Source organism: Pseudalkalibacillus sp. A8 (genome assembly GCF_045920555.1).
GTDB lineage: Bacteria > Bacillota > Bacilli > Bacillales > Fictibacillaceae > Pseudalkalibacillus.
Map to the genome: position 1 here is coordinate 1854552 of NZ_CP174509.1, position 21902 is coordinate 1876453.

General features: G+C 42.1%; 25 protein-coding genes, 1 tRNA gene and 1 riboswitch. Of the genes, 20 read left to right on the top strand and 6 right to left on the bottom strand.

Translation table 11 applies throughout. The features are described from left to right. Nucleotides 1-316: 316 nt before the first annotated feature. Nucleotides 317-580, bottom strand: coding sequence for a DUF6154 family protein (locus ACJROX_RS09615; RefSeq protein ID WP_408010537.1), 264 nt, complete (start codon nucleotides 578-580; stop codon nucleotides 317-319). A 123-nt stretch (nucleotides 581-703) separates the two neighbouring features. Here ACJROX_RS09615 and ACJROX_RS09620 point away from each other — a divergent pair. The 5 genes from ACJROX_RS09620 (at nucleotide 704) to ACJROX_RS09640 (ending at nucleotide 4186) form a co-directional block, all read left to right on the top strand. Then, nucleotides 704-778 (top strand) — tRNA-Gln (locus ACJROX_RS09620). Nucleotides 779-909: 131 nt separating this feature from the next. After that, nucleotides 910-2001, top strand: a complete 1092-nt coding sequence (locus ACJROX_RS09625; protein WP_408010538.1) for a HisA/HisF-related TIM barrel protein — start codon at nucleotides 910-912, stop codon at nucleotides 1999-2001. Nucleotides 2002-2212: 211 nt separating this feature from the next. Beyond that, a riboswitch (glycine riboswitch) is annotated at nucleotides 2213-2316 on the top strand. 144 nt (nucleotides 2317-2460) lie between these two features. Further along, entirely contained in the window at nucleotides 2461-2955 is a 495-nt protein-coding gene (locus ACJROX_RS09630; protein ID WP_408010539.1) for a serine dehydratase beta chain, read from the top strand. Nucleotides 2956-2970: 15 nt separating this feature from the next. Then, nucleotides 2971-3945, top strand: coding sequence for an L-serine ammonia-lyase, iron-sulfur-dependent, subunit alpha (sdaAA, locus tag ACJROX_RS09635; protein WP_408010540.1), 975 nt, complete (start codon nucleotides 2971-2973; stop codon nucleotides 3943-3945). Further along, nucleotides 3881-4186 carry an iron-sulfur cluster biosynthesis family protein gene (locus tag ACJROX_RS09640; protein WP_408010541.1) on the top strand — a complete coding sequence of 102 codons (306 nt, stop codon included), beginning with the start codon at nucleotides 3881-3883 and terminating at the stop codon, nucleotides 4184-4186. Before sdaAA ends, ACJROX_RS09640 begins: the two co-directional genes overlap by 65 nt. 328 nt (nucleotides 4187-4514) lie before the next feature. Here ACJROX_RS09640 and ACJROX_RS09645 read toward each other — a convergent pair whose 3' ends face one another. Next, nucleotides 4515-4697, bottom strand: a complete 183-nt coding sequence (locus ACJROX_RS09645; protein WP_408010542.1) for a hypothetical protein — start codon at nucleotides 4695-4697, stop codon at nucleotides 4515-4517. Nucleotides 4698-4864: 167 nt separating this feature from the next. On the opposite strand from ACJROX_RS09645, the gene ACJROX_RS09650 reads away from it, so the two are divergent. The 3 genes from ACJROX_RS09650 (at nucleotide 4865) to ACJROX_RS09660 (ending at nucleotide 7734) form a co-directional block, all read left to right on the top strand. Then, the gene (locus ACJROX_RS09650; RefSeq protein ID WP_408010543.1) at nucleotides 4865-6445 is read left to right on the top strand and encodes an alkaline phosphatase family protein; all 1581 of its coding nucleotides are present in this window, start codon (nucleotides 4865-4867) and stop codon (nucleotides 6443-6445) included. A gap of 402 nt (nucleotides 6446-6847) precedes the next feature. Further along, nucleotides 6848-6997, top strand: a complete 150-nt coding sequence (locus ACJROX_RS09655) for a hypothetical protein (protein WP_408010544.1) — start codon at nucleotides 6848-6850, stop codon at nucleotides 6995-6997. After that, nucleotides 6994-7734, top strand: a complete 741-nt coding sequence (locus ACJROX_RS09660) for a DUF899 family protein (protein ID WP_408010545.1) — start codon at nucleotides 6994-6996, stop codon at nucleotides 7732-7734. The genes ACJROX_RS09655 and ACJROX_RS09660 overlap by 4 nt, the downstream gene beginning before the upstream one ends. Before the next feature lie 46 nt (nucleotides 7735-7780). On the opposite strand, the gene ACJROX_RS09665 is transcribed toward ACJROX_RS09660, so the two are convergent. Further along, nucleotides 7781-9442, bottom strand: coding sequence for a glycoside hydrolase family 13 protein (locus ACJROX_RS09665; protein ID WP_408010547.1), 1662 nt, complete (start codon nucleotides 9440-9442; stop codon nucleotides 7781-7783). 228 nt (nucleotides 9443-9670) lie between these two features. Here ACJROX_RS09665 and ACJROX_RS09670 point away from each other — a divergent pair, with 228 nt between their 5' ends. The 6 genes from ACJROX_RS09670 (at nucleotide 9671) to ACJROX_RS09695 (ending at nucleotide 14770) form a co-directional block, all read left to right on the top strand. Continuing rightward, entirely contained in the window at nucleotides 9671-11368 is a 1698-nt protein-coding gene (locus ACJROX_RS09670) for a DUF2339 domain-containing protein (protein ID WP_408010548.1), read from the top strand. Between the two features lie 132 nt (nucleotides 11369-11500). Continuing rightward, nucleotides 11501-11749 (top strand): RNA polymerase sigma factor, encoded by a 249-nt coding sequence (locus ACJROX_RS09675; RefSeq protein WP_408010549.1) that lies wholly within the window; start codon nucleotides 11501-11503, stop codon nucleotides 11747-11749. A 15-nt stretch (nucleotides 11750-11764) separates the two neighbouring features. Then, the gene (locus ACJROX_RS09680) at nucleotides 11765-12112 is read left to right on the top strand and encodes a sigma-70 family RNA polymerase sigma factor (RefSeq protein ID WP_408010550.1); all 348 of its coding nucleotides are present in this window, start codon (nucleotides 11765-11767) and stop codon (nucleotides 12110-12112) included. 56 nt (nucleotides 12113-12168) lie between these two features. Then, nucleotides 12169-12573 (top strand): hypothetical protein, encoded by a 405-nt coding sequence (locus tag ACJROX_RS09685; RefSeq protein ID WP_408010551.1) that lies wholly within the window; start codon nucleotides 12169-12171, stop codon nucleotides 12571-12573. 176 nt (nucleotides 12574-12749) lie between these two features. Further along, a complete protein-coding gene (locus ACJROX_RS09690) occupies nucleotides 12750-13094 on the top strand; it encodes a hypothetical protein (protein ID WP_408010552.1) in 345 nt (114 codons plus the stop codon). A 224-nt stretch (nucleotides 13095-13318) separates the two neighbouring features. Then, a complete protein-coding gene (locus ACJROX_RS09695; RefSeq protein ID WP_408010553.1) occupies nucleotides 13319-14770 on the top strand; it encodes an amidase in 1452 nt (483 codons plus the stop codon). A gap of 66 nt (nucleotides 14771-14836) precedes the next feature. Here ACJROX_RS09695 and ACJROX_RS09700 read toward each other — a convergent pair whose 3' ends face one another. The 3 genes from ACJROX_RS09700 to ACJROX_RS09710 form a co-directional block, all read right to left on the bottom strand. Further along, nucleotides 14837-15397: a tetratricopeptide repeat protein gene (locus ACJROX_RS09700; RefSeq protein ID WP_408010554.1), complete on the bottom strand. Its 561-nt coding sequence runs from the start codon at nucleotides 15395-15397 to the stop codon at nucleotides 14837-14839. A gap of 56 nt (nucleotides 15398-15453) precedes the next feature. Next, nucleotides 15454-16290 (bottom strand): arylamine N-acetyltransferase, encoded by an 837-nt coding sequence (locus ACJROX_RS09705; RefSeq protein ID WP_408010555.1) that lies wholly within the window; start codon nucleotides 16288-16290, stop codon nucleotides 15454-15456. Between the two features lie 61 nt (nucleotides 16291-16351). After that, nucleotides 16352-16810, bottom strand: coding sequence for an SRPBCC family protein (locus ACJROX_RS09710; RefSeq protein ID WP_408010556.1), 459 nt, complete (start codon nucleotides 16808-16810; stop codon nucleotides 16352-16354). Nucleotides 16811-16944: 134 nt separating this feature from the next. On the opposite strand from ACJROX_RS09710, the gene ACJROX_RS09715 reads away from it, so the two are divergent. From ACJROX_RS09715 to ACJROX_RS09740, 6 genes are all read left to right on the top strand, one after another. Beyond that, entirely contained in the window at nucleotides 16945-17355 is a 411-nt protein-coding gene (locus ACJROX_RS09715) for an HTH domain-containing protein (protein WP_408011623.1), read from the top strand. A 53-nt stretch (nucleotides 17356-17408) separates the two neighbouring features. After that, entirely contained in the window at nucleotides 17409-17735 is a 327-nt protein-coding gene (locus tag ACJROX_RS09720; protein WP_408010557.1) for an IS3 family transposase, read from the top strand. Next, on the top strand, nucleotides 17732-17929 hold the full coding sequence (locus ACJROX_RS09725) for a hypothetical protein (protein WP_408010558.1): 198 nt from the start codon (nucleotides 17732-17734) through the stop codon (nucleotides 17927-17929). Before ACJROX_RS09720 ends, ACJROX_RS09725 begins: the two co-directional genes overlap by 4 nt. A 334-nt stretch (nucleotides 17930-18263) precedes the next feature. Next, nucleotides 18264-19049, top strand: coding sequence for a DeoR/GlpR family DNA-binding transcription regulator (locus tag ACJROX_RS09730; RefSeq protein WP_408010559.1), 786 nt, complete (start codon nucleotides 18264-18266; stop codon nucleotides 19047-19049). Then, complete coding sequence (gene pfkB, locus ACJROX_RS09735; RefSeq protein WP_408010560.1) at nucleotides 19046-19969, top strand: 1-phosphofructokinase; 924 nt, start codon at nucleotides 19046-19048, stop codon at nucleotides 19967-19969. The genes ACJROX_RS09730 and pfkB overlap by 4 nt, the downstream gene beginning before the upstream one ends. 2 nt (nucleotides 19970-19971) lie before the next feature. Continuing rightward, on the top strand, nucleotides 19972-21843 hold the full coding sequence (locus tag ACJROX_RS09740) for a fructose-specific PTS transporter subunit EIIC (RefSeq protein WP_408010562.1): 1872 nt from the start codon (nucleotides 19972-19974) through the stop codon (nucleotides 21841-21843). The last annotated feature ends 59 nt before the right edge of the window (nucleotides 21844-21902 follow it).

Consider the following 21902-nt stretch of genomic DNA (forward strand, 5'->3'; position numbering starts at 1 on the left):
GTATCAAAAAGTACATCAATTTGACTCCGATCGGAATCAATTATCCTGAAGACCTGGTTTTGGAACGTGTCCTGGTCGGACTCATCATCTTTTTGACCTTATTAATGAATGGAAGAATCTTATTCAAACTAAAATGATGTTTGGACTCTATGCTTCATTTTATATTTTCTTCATTACTCGTCCTTATCCGTGGACTTGTTATTAAAGGGGTATCAGTCATTTGTCTCAGCAATATTCGGCATCGGGCTATCAATTTTGTATACACAGATTCAAAAGTATTCAAAATGGAAAAAGAATTTCAACAGACTTGAAAAAATTACTGTTGAAGATAATCGTCTGTGTAATCCTGCCCAAGGGTTACACGGCCGATTCCTTCTTCAGCTAATTTTTTCTGAAGTTGATCAAGTATGAATAAAGTCACCATCTCGTTCAACTCCTCATCAGATAGTTCTTCCAAATGTTCGAAAATTTCTTCCCGCGATTTTTCCACGAGCAATCCATATACAATTGGATACATATCTTCTTCATCAGCTGAAAAGTGGTATTTAAACGTATCATATATTTCATCGACCAATCTCATCAGTCATCACCTCAAGGTTAATTTACCCCTGTAAGCGTCCATCATTCACACTTGAAATTCTTGAAATTTTTTAGCATATTTTTTAAAATAATAATCAATAATAGAAGATGTGTTCAACATTAATGGGCTATAGCCAAGCGGTAAGGCAACGGACTTTGACTCCGTCATGCGCTGGTTCGAATCCAGCTAGCCCAGCCATACATAATGACACCCCTAGTGGGTGTTTTTTCTTTGAGCTTATATCTTGATTCCGTATATATGCCCTGTTACCTTAAACAATAACTTAATAAAGTATATCCACTAACATTATGAAAGGGAGTGCGAGGATAATGGATCCATTATACAATATAGGAAAACTGGGAAAAGTGGAATTGAAAAATCGTTATTTGGTGGCCCCGATGACCCGTGTAAGTGCGGAAACCGACGGACAAGCTAATGAACGGATGGAAAAGTATTATGAACGCTATGCTGAAGGTGGTTTCGGGGCAATTATAACAGAAGGAATTTATCTTGATAAATCCTACAGTCAAGGTTATCATAACCAGCCAGGAATTACAGACGTTAAACAAATGGAAGCATGGAAACCGATCGTAGAAACTGTTCATCAACATGGTACGAAAATGATTGCACAACTTATGCATGCCGGAAGTCAGGCACAAGGTAACCGTTTTACAGATGAAACGGTAGCACCATCTTCAATCCGTCCAAAAGGGGAGCAACTTCCGTTTTACGGTGGATCCGGTCCATATAAAGAGCCGAAAGAAATCACGGTGAACGAGATTGCCGATGTGAAAAAGGCATTTGCAAACGCAGCAATTCTTTCCAAAGAGGCTGGTTTTGACGGCATTGAGATTCATGGAGCCAATGGCTATTTACTAGACCAATTCTTGACTGATTATTTAAACCATCGACAGGATCAATATGGAGGATCGCTTGAAAATCGCCTTCAGTTCAGTCTTGAAATCATTGAAGCAGTTCGAGAAGCAGTTGGAGAGGATTTCATGGTCGGTATTCGTATTTCACAAGGGAAGGTCGCGGATCAGGAACATAAGTGGCCGAATGGTGAGAAGGATGCTTATACGATCTTTTCAATGCTTGGAAAAACCACTCTAGACTATATCCATGTAACCGATGGAGATGGCGCTGCTCCAAGTTTTGGAGTCGGAACGAAAACAATGGCTAAGGCAGCCAAAGATTTCAGCGGCCTTCCGGTCATTGCCAATGGTGGTTTAGGAGAGCCAGATAAAGCACGGAAGCTGATTAATCAAGGTGAAGCTGATTATATAAGTCTCGGCACAAGTGCATTGGCAAATCCGGATGCACCCAATCGCATCAGCAACCATATGCCTTTAAAAGAATTCAATGCAAAAGAAATCCTAATGCCCCAAGCACAAATTAAAGACATTGAATTGAAGGAATAAATCCTGACTGAATAGCAATTTTTGAAGGCTGTCCAGTGTGAAATGAAGGGGGCAGCTTTTCATTTTTTATGCAATTTGAAGTTCGGCTGCATCTCTCAACCTCTTGTACAAGGGATGCTTTCACTGTCACTAGTGTAAGCGTTTCCTGAAATAATTGACAAATCAACCTTAAATCCCACATAATACAATTAAGAAGTAAATATATGTGCGAATGAAGATTGTGGGAGAGTCGGAGGTTCAAATCCCGACACCGAAGGAGCAAGTTTCAGAAAACCATGGAACAAATCTCTCAGGTAAACGAACTGCGATTGGACGCATCTCTGGAGAGCGCGAAAGCCACCAAAGGGGTAACCAATAATCTCTCAGGTAAAAAGGACAGAGCAGGTGAATTCACCTTCTTTGTCCTTTTTATTTTTGGCAATAGATGGAGAAAGTTCCCTGTGTTAAGGAGGCGTTTATATGGTCTACAATAGTTGTTTTGATATTATAGGACCGATCATGGTCGGTCCTTCGAGTTCCCATACAGCAGGTGCAGTTTGGATTGGCCGCGTTGCCTATGAACTTATAGGTGGTGTACCTTGTCAGGCTGAAATCAAGCTATATGATTCTTTTGCAGAGACCTACCAGGGACATGGCACTGATAAAGCTATACTTGGCGGCTTGCTTGGTTTTGATACGGAAGACATGCGAATCAAACATTCTTATGAATTAGCGGCAGAAGCAAATTTGGAGTACGATTTTGTATTAAAAGAAACCAGTAGTGAATTCGATCATCCGAATGTTGCAATCCTGACGGTGAAACTCGGATCCCGAAAAATGATTGTCGGCGGTGCTTCAGTTGGTGGTGGGCTTGCCAAGATCTTTAGAATCAATGATGAAAATGTCGATTTGTCTATTAGCAGTCATGACGATTTGAAAAAGATTCTTCAACATGATGCCCAGTATATGGGTTGATAGGAGGTGAGAGGTATGGATATCCAATCGACAGCGGCCTTGATCGATTATTGTGAACGTGAAAATAAGACGATTGCAGAAGCGATGATCGATCAGGAGCAAATAAAATCCGGCAGATCAAAGCAAGAGATTATCGACATGATGAAAGAGCGCTTGATCAAGATGCAGAATGCAGTTACGGAAGGATTGAACGATGCAACCGTAGCACCGAGTGGAATCTCAGGTGGAGATGCTGTCAAAATGAAGGCGTATATTGAAGCGGGAGACGTCCTATCTGGTTCAATTATCAGTGATGCAATGGCTTGCTCGATGGCGACATCTGAAAGCAATGCCCGTATGGGAGTGATCGTAGCGACACCAACCGCCGGGGCAGCAGGAATCTTACCAGGCGTATTGTTTTCCCTTCATAAAAACACGGATCTCGACCTTGACGACCTTGTGATGGGATTGTTTACAGCCAGTATGCTCGGTTATGTTATTGCTAACCGATCGTTCATATCAGGAGCTGCAGGTGGGTGCCAGGCAGAGGTAGGTTCAGCTACGGCTATGGCTGCAGGTACGATTGTCGAGCTGAAGGGTGGTTCGCCGCGCCAAGCGGTCCACGCAACGGCTATGGCTATGAAATCTTTACTAGGGCTCGTCTGTGACCCTGTTGCGGGATTGGTTGAAGTACCTTGCATCAAACGGAATGTGATCGGAACTTCAATCGCTTTTTCTTCAGCGGATATGGCACTGGCTGGGGTAGAAAGCCGAATACCATGTGACGAAGTGATTGATACGATGTATGATATAGGTAAAAGCTTGCCGCGATCTTTGAAAGAGACCGCATTAGGTGGATTGGCGATCACACCGACTGGCCAAAAGGTCAAAGAGCGATTGTTCTCAAAAACCAGTCTTATAGATCGGTTGGGAGGAGGAAATGAAGATGAACCTCAAAATAACCGAAATGGCACTTCACGAACTAAAAAAGTTGAAGCTTGCACCAGATAAAATCCTGCGTATCGATGCGGAAATGCAAGGTGGTTGCGGTACGATGATGAAGTTCAAGTTGATTGAGGACGATTCAAGGAAAAGCGATTCAGTCATTCGAGCAGAAGGAATCGAGTTTTACATCGATCATTTTACAAAAAGGAACTTAGATGACGAACTGACATTGGATTTCCATCCAGAATCAGGTTTTGTTTTCGAGTCTGAATGGGGTCCGATGGGGCTTGAATGTCATCTTGCTTGAATGAGTTAGAGGCTGTCCAACATGTGCCTGACTCTCGATGACTTATGTCGAAGAGGGCTGGTACTCAGCAATTGGACAGCCTCATTTTTATTGTTCCTTTAAAGTTAGCGGACATCTGTTCCTCTATTTGTGACAAAAAGTGGTGTTACCAGAAATTAGTGGACATCTGATCAGTTAATCAGCAGAAAAGCAGCTGGATTTTAATGATTTTATACGAATAAGGTCTCTGGAGTCCGCTAAATCCATCGCGACACCTCTAAGTCCTTTTAGCCCATTTAAAGCTGAAAAAGTACTGACCCGATCCGAGTCAGTACTTAACCAGTTTCTACTACTGCATTTGGTTTGTTCCTTGGTTGGCTTGTGTGTTACCACCCATTCCACCCATGTTCGTCATACCGGGAATAACGTTTTGAAGTTGACCTGCTTGTCTTCCAGACATCATACTGTAAGCGGCGGCACCAATACCTACAGATGCAATGACAGGCAACCATTGAATATTTCTTCTGTTCATTTTGTAAATACCTCCCTTACTAAAGTGAACGAAAGACATACTTATTTTGTTCTTCCTCAACCACAACATGTTAGTAGAACAATCCCAATTTTTCATGTAAAAAGCATTAAGACGAAAAATAGGATAGAAACATCTGGGCACCATAAGAATAAATTGCTGAACAAGGGATGTTTAAAGTTATGGTAAAGCGTGGCGCGCTCGTTCTTCTTATCGTATTGATTGTTTTTTCAATATACGTTTTCGGGTTTGCTACATCACCGAAAGCCTACGACAATGATGCGGGTGGTCCATCATCAAAGCCAGTCGTGCTTTTACTTGTTGATTCATTGATGGACAAACCGTTGCAGCAAGCGATCCAAGAAGGTAAAGCACCTGCGTTGGAATTCTTGATTCAAAAAGGACAGCTGCATACTGAGGTTATTAGCTCGTATCCAACCATGTCGGTAACAATCGACAGCACCCTTATGACCGGAACGTATCCGGATGGACATCAAGTACCAGGACTGGTGTGGTTCAATAAAGAGGAAAGTCGGTTGATCAATTATGGCAGCGGGAAAGGCGAGATTTTACGTTTAGGTATGAACCAAGTCCTTCAAGACGGATTATTCAATTTGAATCAGAAGCATTTGAGTGAAAAGACACCAACCTTATATGAAGTACTGTCGGAATCCAATAGGGCATCTGCTTCGATAAATGGGCTGATTTTTCGAGGAAAACAAAAACATGTTTTAAACGTCCCCCAGTTAGCCCGAATGGCCAACATTTTGCCGGAAAACTCAACCGTTGATGGGCCGTCCATATTGTCTTTAGGTGCCATGTCATACCATAATCCAGAAAACAGAATGAATATCAATGCGTGGCAAAACATGGGCTATAATGATAAGTTTTCTGCTAAAGAACTGAAGCATCTGATTCAACAGGATCGACTCCCAGCTTTTACACTGGCTTATTTTTCAGATATGGACCATGATGTACACAAAAATGGGCCGATGGATCGTAAAGGAATTGAGAAATTGGATGAGCAAATACAATCTATATTGAATCTGTACGATTCATGGGACGATGCGATTAAAAGCGCAATTTGGATCGTCTACGGTGACAGCGGGCAGTCTTCGATAAAGGATGACAAGAGGAAGGCCCTGATTGATTTGCGTAAGCTTTTAAATAAGTACCATCTCTGGGAAATCGGTAGTTCTCTAGAGAAACAAGATCAGGTTGTTCTGGCTGTTAATGAACGGATGACGTATATTTATCTGTTGGATGATAATATTCCAGAAACGGATGTCGTTTCGGAATTAAAAGAGGATCCAAGAATAAACTTCATCGCTTGGAAAAACGGACAGCTAAATCATGTCGTATCTACAGAGTCGGATCGTGAACTTATTTTCAGCCCTGGTGATAGTTATAAAGATGATTACAAACAAAAATGGGATTTGGACGGCGATTTATCAGTGATGGATCTTAAAATAAATGAAGGAAACAAAATTGAATACGGGGATTACCCTGATGGGCTTGCAAGGTTGTATGGAGCATTGCATTCCCATGAAGGTCGTTTTGTGATCGTGGATGCAAAACCTGGATATGAATTTGTTGATTCGCACACTCCCACCCATATCGGTGGTGCGGGGCACGGCTCCTTACACAAAGATGATTCCATCACCCCATTGATTATTACAGGTACTGACGAGACACCAAGATATGAACGCGTTGTAGACTTTAAAGAGTGGATCATATCAATGACCAAATAAATGTTACTATATTTTGGTATGATTGTTTAAAATCGGGGAAAGATGATCAAAATATTGACATCCTTTCAATGCCTTGCATTGATTTAGCAAATATCGGGAGTGTTTGATTAAATGGGATTTAAGAAGAGGGAAACAGAACGATTGGCCTGAGGTTGGAGCCTTTGGGATTTAAACAATCGCCGTGTTCGGATTTGTCTATTATAAAAATGGCGAGATTCTTATGATTTTCGGCTTGATTATCGGAAAAAGTCGCGCGATTTTGGTATATCTGCGTGATTAATCGTAAATCGGCGAGAATTACCCAGTCCAAATGAATACTCCATATTTTTACAATTTAATAAAGGAATCTCCTGATGGATGCAGAATCTACGTAGTGGATTCTAAATTATGAGGAGGTTTTTTATGCAAGCCCAATCTTTGATAGAAGAAATCAATCAATTAGGTGAAGAACTCCTTAAGAAAAAGAAACAGCTGGCTGAACTTAGAAGAGAGCTTCCTGAGGAACGAGTGGAAAATTACAGGTTCGAAGAAATAAGGAAAATGAAGAAGTGACACTTCAAGAATTGTTCCTGGATAAAGATGAGTTGATCGTCATTCACAATATGGGGAAAGGATGTAACTATTGTACGTTATGGGCTGATGGATTCAATGGCGTCTATCACCATCTGATCGAGCGTGCGGAGTTCGTCGTAAGTACACCTGATGAACCGAACGTGCAAGAGGATATTGCAGCAGAACGCGGTTGGCGATTCCCGATGGTTTCTACTAAAGGGACGACTTTCAAATCGGACATGGGATTCGAAAAGGACGGCTCATATTACCCTGGCGTTTCAACCTTTCGAAAAGGCGAAAACGGTGAAATTTATCACTATGCTCATGCGCCGTTAGGACCAGGGGATGATTTCTGTTCAGTCTGGCCTTTATTCGAGATGTTGCCGGATCGGGAGGGAACATTCAAACCGAACCGGAAAATCAATCAGAGATCTACTCTCCAATTGACCAATAACATCGCAATCCAGGTCAAAGATTACGAAAAGATCATCGGCATGAAGCCTGAAAGGACCTATGAGGATGAAACAAGGATGTCCTTCAACGGTACCAATTTCTATTTGGAACAATTGGATGGTGGGAATGTATTTTTCGAGTTTTCCACAGATGATTTTGAAGACATGAAACAGCGGCTTCTGAAACAAGGGTGTAAAATTACAAAGGAACATCATGAGAAAAGCATCATGGTCGCCGATCCTTTCGGGATGAACTTCCACCTGTATGAAAGCAGGAATCGATAGTATAAAGGAGCGCAGGGAATTCTCCCTGCGCTTTTATCAAATTAATTTAATACAAATAAACTCGTGCTTCGTAAGGCTTCAACGTTACAACCTTTTCACCTTCATCTATTTTACTGTAATTGACAAGGATCAGTTCTTTGTTGGAGCCTGCTTTGACCTCATTAAAATCAATTCCAGCTTCATTACCGCATAAGTTGGTAATAATCAGAGCAGTCTGTTTCCCATAAGTTCGCGTATACACGTATAGCTGTGGATGGTCCAGCAGCAACAGCTCATATTTACCATAAACGAACACAGCGTTTTCCTTGCGTATACGGATCAATTCTTTGTAATAGGACAAAATCGATTCTGGATCATTCAGCTGAACATGAACATTGATCTTTTCATAATTCGTATTGACACCCATCCATGGTTTCGAGGTTGAAAAGCCTGCGTACTCATGATCATTCCATTGCATTGGCGTCCGGGAGTTATCACGGCCCTTCGTCCAGATGACTTCCATCAATTCCTCCTGGGTTTTTCCTTCACGAATCCCTTCTTCATAAAAGTTCAACATCCCGACATCATTGTAATCTTCGATAGAAGGGAACTTTACATTGGTCATCCCGATTTCTTGCCCTTGATAGATATACGGTGTACCTTGCATCAGGAAGTAACAGGTAGCTAACGCTTTTGCTGACTCCTTATGAAAGTTTTGTTCGTCACCGAAACGGGATACCGAACGTGTCTGATCATGATTTTCAAGATACAGTGCATTCCAGCCGTGATCTTCCAATCCTTTTTGCCACTCAGTCAAGATCCTCTTAAAATTGATGAGGTCGAAAGATGTATCGTCCCCTTTTTCCCAGAGACCCATATGTTCGAATTGGAAGATCATATCGAAGTAACCTTTTTCTTCACCGACCCATTCCTCAGCATTGTCAATATTGACGCCATTTGCTTCGCCGACAGTCATGATGTCGTATTTATCAAAAGTCTCTTGCTTCAATTCCTTCAATAAAACCTCGATGCCTTCACGGTTCATATGTCCTTCGAAGGAAGGAACGTATTTTTTACCTTCGGGGTTTGGCATATCCGGGAAACCAGGTACTTTTTTTATATGGCTGATCGCATCGACTCTGAAACCATCTATCCCTTTATCCAACCACCAATTGATCATACTGTAGACTTCTTCACGGACCTTCGGATTCTCCCAGTTCAAATCGGGTTGCTTCACATCGAATATGTGCATGTAATATTCATTTGTCTTTTCGTCATATTTCCATGCCGAGCCACCGAAAATCGATTCCCAATTGTTCGGTTCCCGGCCATCTTTTCCAGGGTGCCAAATATAGTAATCACGATATGGATTATCTTTTGATTTACAGGATTCGATGAACCAGGGATGCTCATCAGATGTATGGTTGACGACCAGGTCCATGATCAACTTCATTCCACGCTTGTGTGTTTCAGCCAATAATCGATCAAAGTCCTCCATCGTACCGAATTCATCCATGATATCCTTATAGTCGCTGATATCATAACCGTTGTCAGCATTAGGAGATTGATAGATCGGGGAGATCCAGATGACATCGATGCCGAGATCTCTCAGGTAATCCAATTCTGAAATCACACCTTGAATGTCACCGATCCCATCGCCATTGCTGTCTTTAAAGCTTCGTGGATAGATCTGGTACACGACGCTTTCTTTCCACCATTTTTTAGCCATTTCATTTCTCTCCTCTATAACCAGGACTTATTCTTTATCTAATGCCTTCATGCAGTGCAAGCGTTTGCATCATTTAATATCCTTATGATACATCTTTCCTTTTTGTATTGCAATGACTTCAGAACGGATAAAAATTTGCCGTTATAAAAAAGAGTAGGAATCATAAAATTTGTGGAAATAAGTGAAAGTTTAATGTTAAGGGATTTTAACAGAATTGAAGGTGAGTGCATGTCCGAGGAACAAAGGATAAAAGAATTAGAAGAACGTGTAAGTAAGCTCGAGCATCAATTAGAAGAAATACAGAAAAACAATGCGGCTGAACGTCATACGGAAGTCAGACAAATTCATGAAGATACTGGGATAGCTCAACCAATAGAGAGACCCCGGAAGGCCGTTGAAGATCTTCCACCATGGGAACCACCCAAAGAACCGGTCGATTGGGAACGGGTCATAGGGCAGATCTGGTTACCTAGAATATTTATTTTTGTATTGCTGTTAGGGTTCATATGGGGGTTCAAAGCCGCTTCAGAAGTCGGAATCATTAATGAAGGTGTACGTTGTATCATCGGATTTGTTGCAGGAATCACTCTGATTATCTTGGGCGAATTTCAGGTTATGAAGGACCGCAATGCGCTTGGGCAGGTGCTTTTGGGCGGATCCGTAACTGTTCTGGTTGTCACAACGTTTGCTGCCCACGTTTTATACGGGTTTATTGGACTGATGTTAGCATTCTGCCTGAATCTTATATGGATCGGTCTCGGAATCTTCTATGCGATCAGGCACCGATCTGAGGTTCTCGCTGTGCTAGCAACTGTCGGCGGTTATTTGGTTCCTTTCCTTTTGAACAGTGATAATGCCAACACGTGGTTCTTCGTAAGCTATGAATCGATCTTTTCGATTATCATGCTTGGATTCGCATTATGGAAGAAATATGCGAAGTTGCATGTAGTAGCGATGGTTCTCTTACCGGTCGTGTTTATGCTTTACAATTTGTTTGTAATCTTGCCGGTTTATCCAGTCGCAAAAGGCGACCTTGAGATTTTGAGCTATGGCATGTTTTTGCAGCATTTATTTTTATTAGGTGTGCTCCTTAGCTGCAAAGTGTACCCCAAAGTGCAGCAGTCTGTCTTGTTCATCAGTTTTCTGGCGACGATTGGATTCCTGTATCAAGGGTTCGACAAAAGCGATTGGGCATCGATCTTGCTCTGGATTACCCTGGTTTATGCGTTAGTGTATGGCTATATCCAGTTTGAAAAGATGGTTGACACATGTACAGTATTTTTTCCGATCCTTCTCCTTAGTTTGTTTTTTTATTTCATGGAGTTATTTACAGGACGTGAACTCGGAATGGTATTGTTGCTTCAAGGTACAGCAGCCATCTATATCGGTTTGACTAATAAACTGAAACTGCAGCTTTGGAGCGGGGCTTTTATCTATATCATCGGTTTATTACATACGATAATTGTTCAAATTGAACAATTGAACTCAGCACCGATGTACAGCTGGACAATACTTATCACCACATTATGGTTGTTGACGTACCTTTCGAAAAAGGATAACAAGGTCGTTCCGAACGAGACTAGGAGACTATTATTCGGGACGACGGCTGTCGCACTCTTAGCGTATATCAGTCAATTAAGCTATGTGTTCACGAAATATGAATCGATCAACACTCAATTTCTGACGATGACGATATGTTGGATCGTCTATGCGGTTTGCGGCATCACTTATGGCGTGATCCGGAATAATCAGGCGGTCCGTATTGTCGGAATCATACTGATCTTCTTATCCCTCGGCAAATTGATTTTCATTGACTTGCCGAATGTCTCCATTGTCGTGCGTGCTATTTTATTCATGATTGTCGGTGCAACTGGGATTGTCATTTCACGTTTCTTTTATACAAAAGACAAAAGTGATGCTACATAAAAAGTCCCCTCCAGTCTTCATGCTGGGGGATTTTTCAAATTAAAGTAGAAATTTTTATAAAGATTGATAGGAATGGAACGGTAACGGCATCAATATGGTGAGACACGAACAGAGTTGAGGATGTGAACCATAATGGTTTTAGAACAGACACAGGTCAATGTAAAACAAGATGAACTTTCAGATTCACAATTAATCGAGCGTGCCCAGCTTGGGGATGAAGAGGCGTTTGGTGAACTGGTGAGGAGGCACCGTGCAAGGGCTTATGGCTTTGCCATCTCTGCGAGCAAAAAACATGACCTTGCAGACGAAATTGTACAAGAGGCATTGATCCATGCTTTAGGGGAGGGCCTTATCGAAGAGAGCAGCCTGTCTCCAGTTTAGTGAAAGAGACAGAGATTGATAGCTTTGATTCGATACTCAGCCTGGTATCGGCTTGAAAGCAACGATGACCTTGAACCAGAGAAGAAGCTGATGAAAGAGGTGACGCTTGAAGGGATCAGAGATATGCTCACTTGTTTCTCTCCGACTGAAAGAAATATGTTCATTGCATTCTTTTTCAAAGAGCTTTCGCCACAAGAGATCGCAGCAATGTATGAAACGACGACAAGCAGTGTCTATAACCATCTATCCCGTTCGAAGCGCAAGCTCCGGAATGAACGCATTCGTGTCCGAATCGACGCGCATCTCCAAAAAAGGCGGGAGCAAGGTAAACCGCGACGGAAGGTGCTAGATTTCTATCACTAAAGGGAGTGTAACAATGGATAGTACAAAAGCAAAGTATCATGTGATCGTGGACGACGATGGCCTTTGCGATTCATCGTGCCATTCAATCGAATACGAAGCTGTCATTGGTGGAATTGATGGGTTACGCGGGTTATGCCTTCAGATTGAACATCAATGTGGAGAAAGTGGATGTCGCCGGACCGACAGCGTTCGATTGGAATGTGTATAACAGGAAAGCATTGGATAACATCGGCGTGCAGTTTAAAAGTTTCGGGACAGCAGATTTCACCCCGCCAACACCAGATGAACTAGCAGACGCTATCAACATGATACAGGAGAGTATTGATAAGGAACAGCCTGTGATTGCCTGGGATTTATTCATACCGGAGTTCGGGGTCATCTATGGATACGATGATGACAGGAAAGAGCTCTATGCATTGGACGGAACCGGAAAAAAGGAGCTATCCCTTATGACAAGCTAGGTAATGGAAAACTAAAAGAACTTTACCTTATGACGATAACTGATTATTGCGAAGTCGATCGGAAGGAACGATTGAAAGGTGCACTTGAAATCATTCTTGAGCATGCATCGGAAAAAGAAGAAGGTTGCCCTCCCAACATGTCCTTCTAAAATGGTTTAAAGGGTTACGATGCATGGGTGAAAGCTTTTGGAAAAGGAGAGGTGCATCCATTCGGAAATGTCTATAATATCGCCGTACTCTATGATGCCAGACGTTTTGCAGCGAAGTTTTTGACAGATATTCAGAGTGAATGGTTACATGAAGATGAGGAGATCGATAAGTTCGCTGGTATTGCTAGTAAGCATTATGAAGATGTTTCGAAACAGCTTTTGGAATTTCGTAATATGTTCCCGTTTCCTGTTGGCGGCGAACCGAATGATCCTGATAACCGAAAACGGGCGATTGGCATTTTGAAGAAAACAAAGAAATACGAGCAACGGGGAATTGAAACATTAGAAAAAATGCATGCTGCATTGAAATAATTATTTTGTGAGTGGGGGACAGCCTCCACTCTTTTTTATTCATTTCTGAATCAAGTGTCACGACAAATCTACTTAAACTTTTTAACCGGAGAGAGGAATGTTTCTTATTTTCACGTATATATCCATAATGGAATGTTTTTCGTTTCAACATATTTTCCGAACCAAGAATCTCACATCAAGGTGAATACCTCTATTAAAAATAGGTGTAAAAGGGTGGGGTTTCTATGTCAATCTTGGATATGGATGCGTCCGAAATATCTGTTTGGATCAAAGACGGGAATATGACCTCTGAACAGGCTGTTGAATCGTATATCAAGCACATCGAAGCAATCAATCCCAAATTGAACTGTTTGACGGAGGACCGGTTTGAGGCTGCGCGGAAAGAAGCACGGCAATCAGATGTCTTATTAAAAGAAGGATTTGCTAAAGGGAAGTTGTTCGGTGTCCCGGTGAGCATCAAGGAATCTTTTAATATCGAAGGGATGAAAACGACCGGGGGGCTTATGCATCGTAAGGACTTTGTGGCGAACGACGATGCAGAAGTCGTACGTCTTTTAAAAGAGGAAGGGGCGATCGTCCTTGGTAAGACCAATACACCATCATTATGTTTTTATCAGGAGACAGATAACCCTGTGTACGGGCGGACGAATAATCCCTGGGATTTAGAAGCGACTGCTGGAGGGTCAAGTGGTGGTGAAGGCTCCTTGATAGGAGCAGGGGGAGCTGCTGTCGGTCTTGGCGCTGACATCGGTGGTTCGCTCAGGTTCCCTTGTCACTTTAACGGTGTGATCGGTTTTAAATCAGGGAATGATCAGGTATCACAAGAGGGTAATTATCCATATGTAGAGTTTGAAGAACAGAAACGGATGCTTGGGATTGGAGCTATGGGGAAAAGCGTACGGGATACCCGGCTCATCAATTCAATCATCTCAAAAAAACAACCAGATGCTGTCGATTTAAGTTCGTTCGAGCTTGTCGTCCCTCAGTTCTACTCCTGTCCATTAGGGGTTGAAACGGGCAGGGTCATTCGAACGATAAAAGAAGATTTCGAGCAAGATTTTGTAATGCAGAAAGATATGCCTCCATTGTTCGATGAGTCGTCTCTAATATGGCAGCAGTTGATGTCGCTTGATGGCGCAAAAGCATTACGAAAACAGTTGATGGTAAATGATAAACAACCAAGCCTGTATGTTGAATTCTTGAAATCAAAGTATTTTCGATCAGATATTCATACCTTCTTATCTTGGGCAATGATCGGAGCAAGATTATTCAAGCCATCCGGTAAACGATTGAACACTCTCCGGGAGATTTTGAGAAAAGGGGATGATCGACTTCAAAAATATCTTGATCATCGTCTGATTGTAATGCCGGTCTATCATTCGCCAGCTCCGCCACATGGCCAGTTGTATAAAGAACTCTTTTCATTCCAGAAAACGTTCCTTCGCTTTATGCCTTATATCGCTTATGGAAATACGTGGGGGCTGCCGTCTTTAATTGTTCCGGTCGGTGAAAGCTCAAAAGGAATGCCAATTTCAGTCCAAGTGATGAGCCGTGTCGGGAATGAATCGGCATTATTCGAGTTTGGTGAATTACTAGAAAAAAGATATAGAGGTTATGTACGATGTGATATACATGACGCGGTGAAAAAGGAACAAGCGGCAGCGCATTTGGCATAAAAATACTGACCCTTCGTCGTCCCGCTGAATTATCTTAGCAGAGTGACATCTAGGGTCAGTTTTGTTTTACAGGAGGTTCAAAATCTCTTTACAACGGTTGATCGAGACTTCAGTGGATCTGACAAGACTGTAGTCTCCTTTTTCTTTTCGGACCTTCAAAGCAACTTGAAAGAGGGAGTAGGCAGCTTCATACTCACCTTCCTCAAACTTACACTTCCCATAGTGCTGATAAAGAAAGTCTTTATAAGGTTCATAACGTTGATCATTATGTAGCCGTTTTATCAATTCATTAAAAAGTACGTTTGCTTTCTCGAATTCTTGTTGCCATTGATAGGTATGAGCTATTCTTAACTGATTGATGAAAACCGATGTCAGATTATTTCTCTGGCTATGAAGTCTGATCGCTTGTTTCAAAAATTGCTCACTTTCATCCAGTTCGCCGAGAATCCGTAAATACACCCCTATTTCACCATGAAGCATAGCTTTTTTGTCAAGGTCCTCCAATGATTCCAGGCCATCAATCATATGTTGAACGCCGTTTCTCATTTCCTTTTGATTTATAGGTTTTTCACGTAAATCCTTATCAAATGTGAACTCCATGTTAAATGACGAACAATTATTAACCATAGGATGTTCTCCCTTCATACGTTTGGAAAACAGTGTTGAATCAGCTTCAAATCCGTTCACGAATCTTGGAAAATCTTCACACCCCGGTCTTCTAAAAATGACACAGCACTCAGTGACACGTCTTCTTCTATACCAAATACCTGGTACACATTAGATGCCCAGCTTTTTTGATCAGTAAACTTCGATACTTCCTTTGTGTACTCATTTTTTCTTGTGATAGTCTCATTGTTCAGGTAATAACAATACCTCGGTTTGAAGATGGTTGCACTCAGCCTTCTCATTACGATGTTGTCGGGTTCATCCATATGGGAATGTGCGATATCTGCTTCAAAGTCTTCCAAAGAGAGGGGAATCCAGTCGATTTCTTTTTTTACGAATGATTTACCGTCTGCATGCCTGTCTATTTCAAAAAGGGAGGGAGCAATCTTTTTTATAAAAATTTCTTCTCCTAACTTTTTGATTCGCAACCTTCCTTCCTCCGGTAATTTTAGAGGAGAAAATAGAGGAGCACCGTATCCCACATCGACGTAGTAACTTTCGTTATCAAAGTGGACCATTATTGCGACATGGCCGTTCCGAACCCGTACTAATGAGGAGTTGTATCCAAGGGCAGCCAGAAGTTTCGCGAAATGGATGTTCAATGGATAGCAAGTGCCTCCCCAGCCGATTTTGGCACGATCAATGAACGCCTCTGTATTATGTATGTACCGTATACTTACATCATTTTTTACATAATGATATTTGCTGAAGTTCTCGTAAGGAATTGTATGTAAATGAGACCGGATCAACGTTCTCAAGAAAGCTAAATCTATTTGAGAAACGTCCTTTACATTTAAAATATTCAAATATTGTTTTGTGGTTTCTATCGAAAGGGGATGTTGGGACGTTTTCACGACAACCTCCTTAATGTGGGTGATCTTGATGTTATAGAAATAATTGTTAGGACCAAACAGTTTACACCGTTACCTTCGCCTCTGATTCTGCAAGTTCCTTTAATCTTGTCATTTGTTTGTGAAGGATTCTCTTAGTCAGCCAACCAAACAAGAAGCCCATGATCTTGGTAAACGTATTGGCAGTACCCATTTCCGCACGATAGTTCAGACGTGTCCCATTTGTGGTTTCTGAGAGTTGATAATAGACACTTACAGCAAAACTTTGATTACCGATTTTGACAGCGATCGAATCAGGACGGTCATAAGCAATCACTTCACCGACATATTCCACCACACGCCCGCCTTCTTTTATTTTCTGTTTGAAGTGCGATCCTACAGGATTTTCTGCATCATAGACCCCAACATATTCCGTTTCCTGTAAACCTTCCATCCAAATCTTTTGTTTTTCATTGTCATTGATGCAATCAAATACAGTTTCTCTCTGGGCGTGGATGTCTATTGTATAGGTGAAATCGCTCATACTAAACCCTCCTTTTTTCTCTTTTCAGTCTATTTCTACAATAATAGAATGAATCCTTTATTGTCCATTCATTTTTAACGTTTGGATACAAGAAAATAAGAGGATGAAGTATTTGATAATAGAAGTATCCATAAATTAATGAATTTCAGCGTAAACAACTAGAGAAAAATCCAAACGTTAGGCATGTATCAGATCGATCAATAACGTTTCAGCCAGAGTTCAAAGTAAAAGCTGTGAAGGAGAACTTAGAAGGAAAAGGTCCTATGGACATCTTCAAAGAGGCTGGGTTTGACGTAGACATCATTGGTCACAAAAAGCCAAACCAATGTTTAAAGCGCTGGAGAAAAACCTATCAAGAATTAGGCGAAGAAAGGTTCTTGGAAGAACGCCGAGGAAAAGGGAGCACTGGCCGTCCATCTTCGAAGGAACTGACAGCTGAACAAAAGCTTAAGAATGCAGAAGCACGTATTAAATTCCTGGAAGCAGAGAATGACTTCTTAAAAAAGCTCGAAGAACTGGAGAGGCAGGCGAAGAAGAAGAAATAGTCCCAACATCTGTAAAGTTTGAACTCATTGAGGCCACAGTGCGCAAACATCAAATGAAAGAGATGATTAGCTACCTGTGTAAATTGGCATCTGTAAATCGGAACAGCTATTATGCATGGTTAAAAGCAGAGACAAATCGCATGGAAAGAGAACGGAAAGATGAAGCCGACTTCAAACTAATTAAGGATATCCATGATTCCAAACACGGAAAATCGGGTGGACGGGCTATCAGAATGATTCTTGAGAATGTATATGGTGTAGTCATGAACCTAAAGAAGATCTATCGGCTAATGAAAAAATTCAATCTTCAAACCAAGATTAGACGCGCTAACCCTTATACAAAGCGACACAGGAACATAATACGTGTCCGAACCTATTGAATCGTCAGTTTGTCCAAACGGATCCAGGAATGGTTTTACTAACGGATATTACCTATCTCTATCTCGAAAATGGAACACCTGTCTATTTGTCTTGTGTCAAAGATGGAACCACACGTGAAATCTTAGCCAACTACTTATCAACATCATTAGAAATGGGTATTGTTTATCGTACGCTTGAAAAGCACCTAGTTTAACCGTGTCTACTTGACAGGGGTAAGACCACAATTCCGGGGTCACCTCCTAGCTGCTTAGGTCCTTTTATTAACCTGTCTATTTTTAAGGGTACAGTTCAAGTCCTCATCGAGGGCTTTTTCTTTTGCGTTTTTTTTTGGAAGAAATTTTATCGGCGCAATTGAAGTGGTTATCGGCGATTCTGGAATTATAACGGCTATTTTTGAGAAATATAGGCCAAACGACAAAAAACGACCTTTATCACAAAAATTAAAACTGTCGATCAACCACCTTTCAAACTAGTAAATGATTCCTTTTGAATGAAATTGAGTGAAAATGATTGAAATATGAGCGAAAATGAATTACATTTATAAAAAAGGTGGTGTGAAAGTGCTTACAACGAAACGGCATGAAATCATTTTGACCTTATTAAAAAAACAGAAAACAGCATCTATACATGAACTCAGTGAGCATACGGGTGCTTCCATCTCTACAATCCGTCGTGATCTTGAGAAGCTGGAGCAGGAAGAGAAGCTTAAACGAGTCCATGGTGGTGCTTCACATATAAATAATAATCGGTATGAACCAGAATTAGAGGAAAAACAAGGTCTTAATGAGCCAGCAAAAGCTCAGATTGGAAAAGCTGCTGCAGAATTGATAGAGGAAGGAGATAGTCTCTTTATCGATGCAGGGACCACTACCCAACATATCCTATCGCATTTGGAAAATAAAAATGTCGTTGTGGTCACAAACGCCTATCATTTTGTAACCCCGCTTTTGGAAATCGGGGTAGAAGTCCATCTGACAGGCGGACGTGCAAAATCGAAAACCGGTGCTCTTATCGGTGTCCAGGCAGAGGATACCCTCCAGTCTTTCCGGTTCGATAAATCTTTCATCGGGATGAACGGCATCCACTCCAAGCACGGGTACACGACACCGGACCCTGAAGAAGCGCGGATCAAACGACTTACGATGAAACTGTCCAAGCAAGCATTTGTCCTCGTGGATGATTCTAAATTCCAACAGGTGTCTTTTTCAAAAGTCGGAGACATCGAAGACGCAGAAATCATCACCAACAGGGAAGAGGATTCAATATTACGAGAATTCCAAAATACAACAACAGTAAAAGTGGTGAAAATATGATTTATACAGTTACGCTCAATCCTTCTTTGGATTATATCGTCGGGCTTGAAAACTTAGAGCTCGGAAAAGTCAACAGGACCGAAGAAACCTATAAATTCCCAGGTGGTAAAGGGATCAACGTGTCCAGGGTCCTCAAGCGATTGGGACACTCATCCTGTGCGCTCGGTTTTATTGGCGGTTTTACCGGTGATTTCATCAAATCGGCAATCGAAACGGAAGAAATTGAGACAGATTTTGTACAGGTGGAAGGCGATTCACGCATCAACGTGAAACTAAGAGCTGATCTCGAAACTGAAGTCAACGGTCCATCGCCTGGTATTGCTCCTCAACACCTGGATTTGCTTAAAAAGAAGTTCCGCGCTATTCGCAAAGACGATATGGTCATATTGGCAGGAAGCTTGCCTGAGAAATTGGAGCCTTCTTTTTACAGAGAGCTGATTGAACTGGTGCCTCATGGAACAAAGGTCATCGTTGACACGAAAGGCGTTCCGTTGAACCAGGCGATATTAGCAAAACCGTTTCTGATCAAACCGAATCATCATGAATTAGGCGATTTATTCAATGTCGAAATCGAAAACAGAGAAGATGCAGAGAAATATGCACGAAAGCTAGTGGAGGAAGGCGCTGAAAATGTCATCGTTTCAATGGCGGGTAATGGCGCACTCCTCGTTACAGGCACAGGAAGCTATACTTGCAATGTGCCGAAAGGGACAGTGGTGAATTCCGTCGGTGCAGGAGATTCGGTAGTTGCAGGCTTCGTATCGAGCTACTTGAACAACGGAAGCATCCTGGAAGCTTTCCAGTATGGTGTAGCAGCTGGAAGTGCATCGGCTTTCTCAATTGAATTTTGTACGAAAAATGAAGTAGAAGAACTGTTCAAAACAATCCAAGTCCGTGAATTCGAAAAAGGAGGAGAATAGACATGGCTGTATCTGAATTACTGTCAAAAGTGCAGTTGAACCTGAAGGCGACAAGTAAAAAAGACGTGATTGACGAGCTGGCAAGCGCACTTCATCAAGCTGGAAAGATTTCAGACCTGAATATATTCAAGGAAGCAATATTAAAACGGGAAATGGAAAGTACGACCGGTATTGGTGAAGGCATTGCCATTCCGCATGCGAAAAGCAGTGCAGTAAACGAGCCAAGCATCGTATTCGGACGTTCTGCAGAAGGACTGGACTATGAAGCACTTGACGGACAACCCAGTCATCTGTTTTTCATGATCGCGGTACCTGAAGGGGCTAACAATGAGCATTTGGAGGCATTGTCGAAGTTATCTACTTACCTGATGAACCCTGGGTTTAAGGAAACGCTATTGAAAGCAGAGACCGAAGAGGATGTCGTCTCTGCATTCAAAGCAAAAGAGCAAGAAGAGGGCGATACTGATACGGAGGAAAATGTCGATCAAGCCCCAGTTGAAGAAACAGTATCCCGAAAACGAATCGTTGCTGTAACAGCGTGCCCTACCGGAATTGCCCACACCTTCATGGCTGCTGATAATCTGAAAGCAAAGGCGAAAGAGTTGGGTTATGACATTAAGGTGCAGACGAACGGATCAAGCGGTGTGAAAAATAAACTGACGGAAAAAGACATCGAGGAAGCAGATGGTGTTATCGTTGCGGCGAGTACGAAGGTCGACCTTGAACCATTTGTCGGGAAACCCCTCGTTCAAGCACCAGTGACTGATGGAATTCGTGAACCAGAGCGACTTTTGAAAAAAGCTGCAGAAGGGGAAGCCTCTGTTTACCACGGCGATCCTTCCTCAAGCCGAAAAGGGGATGATTCAGGAGGTACAGAAAGTAGAAGCGGTTTTTACAAGCACTTGATGAACGGTGTTTCGAACATGCTTCCTCTTGTCGTCGGTGGAGGAATATTGATTGCTTTATCGTTCCTGATTGATATTGATGGAAACAACCCTGTTTCTCAAATGTTCATGACAATAGGTGGAGAAAATGCGTTCTTCCTGCTCGTTCCGGTCTTATCAGGATTCATCGCAATGAGTATTGCTGATCGTCCTGGATTGGCGCCAGGTCTTGTCGGTGGTCTAATGGCCGCTAATGGAGGGGCTGGATTTTTAGGTGGATTGATTTCCGGATTTCTTGCTGGCTATGTAGTTGTACTATTGAAAAAGGCATTCCGAAACTTGCCTCAATCACTTGAAGGTTTGAAACCGGTCTTGCTGTATCCGTTATTCGGAATCTTGATCACTGGCGTAGTTATGAGTTTCATTGTTGGACCGCTTGGAGGATTTAATGAGTGGTTGAAAGACGCGCTCAGCAGCTTAGGAACTGGAAATGCTGTTCTGCTCGGCGTAATCATCGGAGGTATGATGGCGATTGACATGGGTGGACCGATCAATAAGGCTGCGTACACGTTCGGAATTGCACTTATTGAAGCAGGAACCTATGGACCGATGGCTGCGATCATGGCGGGTGGTATGGTTCCTCCACTTGGAATGGCGATTGCCACAACCGTCTTCAAAAATCGCTTCAACAAACAAGAACGTGAAGCGGGAAAAACCGCTTATGTACTGGGAGCATCATTCATAACAGAAGCAGCAATCCCATTTGCAGCAGCTGATCCGGTACGTGTCATTTCGGCTTCAGTCGCAGGTTCCGCATTAGCTGGCGGGCTTTCAATGCTGTTTGGAAACGCGACACCAGCACCACATGGCGGTTTGTTCGTCATCTTGACGGTTGAAAATGCAATTCTTTACATCGTAGCTATTCTTGCAGGTGCATTATTGACAGCCTTCCTGACTGGCATTCTTAAAAAAACAAAAACCGTACAATAAAAAACTTCTATTAAGGTGATCCTAAATCAAGGGTCACCTTTATTTTTTGTGCATTGCAA